Source organism: Streptomyces anandii JCM 4720 (assembly GCF_014650655.1).
Classification (GTDB): Bacteria; Actinomycetota; Actinomycetes; order Streptomycetales; family Streptomycetaceae; genus Streptomyces; species Streptomyces anandii.
This window is the reverse complement of record NZ_BMVJ01000004.1, coordinates 230,377-234,366: the sequence shown is the minus strand read 5'-3', so window position 1 is coordinate 234,366 and position 3,990 is coordinate 230,377. Positions and strand designations below refer to the sequence as shown.

The following is a 3,990-nucleotide window of genomic DNA, read 5'->3' as shown; positions in this document are numbered from 1 at the left end:
CTGGCCGTGATGAGCGTGGACTACCGCCTGGCGCCGGAACACCCGTTCCCCGCCGGACCCGACGACTGCGAAACGGCCGCCCGGTGGCTGGCGGACCATGCCGAGGCCGAGTTCGGTAATGGGCGGCTGCTGATCGGTGGCGAGTCGGCCGGTGCCCACCTGAGCGTCCTGACCCTGCTGCGTCTTCGCGACCGGCACGGCATCACCGGCACGTTCCGTGCAGCCCACCTGGCCTTCGGCCCGTACGACCTGTCGATGACACCGAGCCAGCGGCTGTTCGGCTCCCGCCGGTTGCTGAGCAACTCCGACTCGGTGCGGCGAAGTTACGAGCTCTTCGCGCCGGGAATGGGCCCGGAGGAGCGCCGCGACCCGGAGGTCTCGCCGCTGTACGCCGATCTGACCGGCCTGCCGCCCGCCCGGTTCGTCGTCGGCACTCAAGACCCGCTGCTGGACGACTCGCTCTTCCTGGCTCAACGCTGGCAGGCGGCCGGGGCGCCCGTGCAACTCGGCGTCGTCGCAGGCGCGATGCACGGCTTCACCCTGTTCCCGCTGACCATCACCGCACGCGAACAGCAGCGGGAGCGGGACTTCCTGGCCGGCGCGTGACGGTAGCGTCGGCCCCGTGAACCGCACTCCTCGGCTCTACGCACTGGTGGAAGAGTTGCGCGCGGCGGCGCCGCGATCCTTGACGGTCGCCGCGCTCGCCGCGCGGTTCGAGGTGAGCACGCGGACGGTGCAGCGCGATCTCCAGGCGCTGATGGAGGCGGGTGTCCCGGTGCACACCACAACCGGGCGGGGCGGCGGCTGGTCGATCGACCCGGCGATGACCCTCCCGCCGATCCGTTTCACCGCCGAAGAGGCCGCGGCGCTGGTCGCCGCGCTCGCCGTCGCCGACGCCTCCGCCCTCTATGCCGGCGCGGTCCGTACGGCGTCCCAGAAGATCGCGGCCTCGATGACCGGCCCCGCCTCGACGGCTGCCGAGGAACTCGCCGCCCGGATCGTCGTGCTGCCGACGCGGACCGCCGAGTCGGTCCGGACCGCAGTGGAGCAGGCTCTCACCGACAGCAGGGTGCTGCGGCTGTCCTACGTCGACGCAGCCGGGCAGGAGAGCTACCGCGACGTTGAACCGGCCGGACTGCTCACCGCCGACGGCAAGTGGTACCTCATCGCCTGGTGCCGCACGCGGCAGGCGGGTCGAGGCTTCCGACTGGACCGAATCACCGCGGCGGTTCCGACCGGTGAGCAGGCGCGACCCCGTGAACTGGCCGGCCTGCTGCTCGGCTCGGCCGCTGCCGGCGCGGTGCAGCCCACCGCGCTGGCTTCGCTCATCCCCCCGCCATGACAATCGGAACTACTCGTCCAGGGCGGGTGCGCAGTGCCGTGGGGGGCGGCACTATGCGTCGGGGTCGCGGAGGCCGACGGCGTCATGCCGCCAGAACGGCTCCGCGTACACTAACGTCCCTGTCATCCACGGCTCGTACGCCGGGAGCCCCATGACCTGGAAGGCGCCGTCCGGGATGCGCAGGGACGGCTTCCGGAAGCCCAGGCCGCCACCGGGCGCGAAGCCGAAACGTGAGTAGTAGCCCGGATCGCCCTCCACGAAGACGAGGGGGACCTCCCGCCCGGCGAGGATCTCCAGCCCGTGCCGGACCAGGGCGGAGCCGACGCCGCGCTTGTGGAACTCGGGCCTCACGCCCAGCGGACCGAGCACCCGCACGTCGACCAGCCGTCGAGGGGCGTCGAGCAGACTACGGGTGAACATGACGTGCCCGGCGACCTCGCCGTCCTGCTCGGCGACCAGCGACAGACCGTTCTCCGGGGTGACCATGTCCCGCAGGCTGCCGACAAGCCCGGCCACGACGGGACCATGGTCACCGAATGCCCGGAGGTGAACCTCCCGCACGTCCTGTCGGTCACCCGGAAGTTCCTCACGAAGATCCATGCCCGGAGAGTAGGGACCCCTCCGGGTGGCTCGCACTCGGTTTTGGCCTCGCGGGTCAGTGCCTCCTGGTCTTCAGCAGCATGATCACGAGAGCCGCGACGAGGATCCCGAACATGATCGCGAACCACGGGAAGAGCTCTTCCACGTCGGACGATGCGTAAAGGTTCATTCCGCTTACGGGGTTCACTGGTACGGCCTTCTCTCGGGACGGATTCCGCGGCTCCGGGTACCCCCGAGCCGCTTACCGTCACCGCGCGAACCGTGTGTCACGGAAGCCGGGTCGCGAGGGCGAGGAACTCGGCGAGGTGGATCGCCTCCGCCCGGGAGCCGCGGCGGCGCAGCCCCTGCCGCACCTGCCGCAGACAGCCGGGGTTGACCGTCACGACGTAGTCGACGTCGGCCTCCTCCACTTCGTCCAGCTTGGGCGCCAGCACCTTCGCGCTGTCCTCCGGCCGGAGCATCGCGTACGTGCCGGCCGCGCCGCAGCACTTCCCGGCGCCGGGCAGCTCCACGTAGTCGGCGACCGCCGCGATCAGTTCCCTCGGCGGCCGGGTGACCCCCAGGCCGTTGCGCAGATGGCAGGAGTCCTGGAGCGCGGCGCGGGCCCGGCGGCCGTTCACCGTGACCTCGCCGACGGGACGGTGCCCCTGCTCGTCGAGGTACTCGCTCAGCTCCCGCACCCGGTCACGGCCCAGGTGGTGCGCGAGGTGGGCCGCGCAGCCGCCCGCGGTGGTGAGGATGGTGCCGGGCAGCCGCTCGCCGAGTTCGTGGGCCAGTTCGGCTCCGGTCGCGGAGTCGCCGTTGTGCGCGTGCAGCGCACCGCAGCAGCCCTGCCGAGCCGGCACGCCGGCCTCCGGACAGAGCTGCCGAGCCGCCCGGGAAACGTCGGGATACAGGCCCCGTTCGACACAGCCGAGCATCAGCGACACCGTCCCCGCGGCGGAAGCCGAGGGCTGGGTGACCGGCTCGGAACCCGCGGGGCGGGGAACGGGCTCGGAACCCGCGGGGCGGGCGGCCGGCTCGGCGCCGCCCCGGGCGTGGCGGCGTACCAGGCCCTGGAGGCGGAGCAGGCCGGGGCGGGAGACCAGCGCCATGAGCGCGCGGGCGAGCCACGGCCGGGCAGGACCGCGCCACTGGTGGTCGCGCCACTGCTCCAGCAGCTGCCCGTACTCCACGCCCGCCGGGCACACCGTCTCGCAGGCCCGGCAGCCCAGGCAGAACGAGGACTCCTCGGCCGACGTCGGGTCGTCCGGGGCGAGCTCGCCGCTCTCCAGCGCCCGCATCAGGGTGATGCGGCCGCGCGGTGAGGAGGTCTCCTCGCCGGTCAGGGCGTAGGTCGGACAGGCGGGCAGGCAGAACCCGCAGGAGATGCAGCGGTCCAGCAGCTCCTTGTCGAAGACACCGAGGGGCGCCTGCGCACCGGACGGGCCGGACGGGCCGGACGGGCCGGACGGTTCGGCGGTGGAGGGTTCGGTCATGATCCGAGCTTTCCGGGGTTGAGGATGCCGGCCGGGTCGAAGGCGCGCTTGATGCGCCGCAGCAGGGCCATCTGGTCCGCGCCCAGCCGGTCGGTGAGGTAGGGAAGTTTGGCGGCGCCCACGCCGTGCTCGCCGGTGATGGTGCCGTCGAGCGCGAGGGCCGCCGCGAAGATCTCCGCGAAGGCCTTGTGGGCCCGCTCGGCGCCGTCCGTGTCGTCCGGGTCGAGCACACAGGTCGGGTGCAGATTGCCGTCCCCGGCGTGTCCGAAGGTGGCGATGCGCAGCCCGTACCGTTCGGCGATGCCGTCGACGCGGTCCACCATCTCCGCCATCCGGTGCCGGGGCACCGTGGCGTCCTCCAGGATCGTCAGCGAGCCGAGGCGGGACAGCGCCGGCAGCGAGCAGCGCCGCGCCGCGAGCAGCGCGTCGGCGCGGGCCACGCTCTCGGCGAGGGTGACCTCCAGGGCGCCCGCCCGCTCGCACACCTCCTGGATGCGGCCGAGGTTGCCGGACACGGTGGCCGACGGGCCGTCGTCACCGAAGAGCAGCAGCGCGCCCGCGTCGCCGCGC

General features: G+C 72.8%; 5 protein-coding genes. 2 read left to right on the top strand and 3 right to left on the bottom strand.

The window, feature by feature from the left end; genetic code table 11:
* Both IE249_RS36775 and IE249_RS09735 read left to right on the top strand, forming a co-directional pair.
* Window positions 1-606, top strand: a 606-nt coding sequence (locus IE249_RS36775; protein WP_229857953.1) for an alpha/beta hydrolase, incomplete at its 5' end; no start/stop codon positions are given.
* 16 nt (window positions 607-622) lie between these two features.
* Window positions 623-1,342, top strand: a complete 720-nt coding sequence (locus IE249_RS09735) for a helix-turn-helix transcriptional regulator (protein WP_189704370.1) — start codon at window positions 623-625, stop codon at window positions 1,340-1,342.
* Window positions 1,343-1,393: 51 nt separating this feature from the next.
* On the opposite strand, the gene IE249_RS09730 is transcribed toward IE249_RS09735, so the two are convergent.
* The 3 genes from IE249_RS09730 to IE249_RS36770 form a co-directional block, all read right to left on the bottom strand.
* Window positions 1,394-1,942, bottom strand: a complete 549-nt coding sequence (locus IE249_RS09730; protein WP_189704369.1) for a GNAT family N-acetyltransferase — start codon at window positions 1,940-1,942, stop codon at window positions 1,394-1,396.
* 266 nt (window positions 1,943-2,208) lie between these two features.
* Window positions 2,209-3,420, bottom strand: coding sequence for a (Fe-S)-binding protein (locus tag IE249_RS09725; protein ID WP_189704368.1), 1,212 nt, complete (start codon window positions 3,418-3,420; stop codon window positions 2,209-2,211).
* Window positions 3,417-3,990: FAD-linked oxidase C-terminal domain-containing protein (locus tag IE249_RS36770; RefSeq protein ID WP_308434320.1), on the bottom strand; the 574-nt coding region annotated here is incomplete at its 5' end. The genes IE249_RS09725 and IE249_RS36770, both read right to left, overlap by 4 nt.

What these genes read in the sequence shown, in the direction of transcription:
- IE249_RS09730 (WP_189704369.1), bottom strand. Translation starts at nt 1,942, where the DNA reads ATGGATCTTCGTGAGGAACTTCCGGGTGACCGACAGGACGTGCGGGAG.
- IE249_RS09725 (WP_189704368.1), bottom strand. Translation starts at nt 3,420, where the DNA reads ATGACCGAACCCTCCACCGCCGAACCGTCCGGCCCGTCCGGCCCGTCC.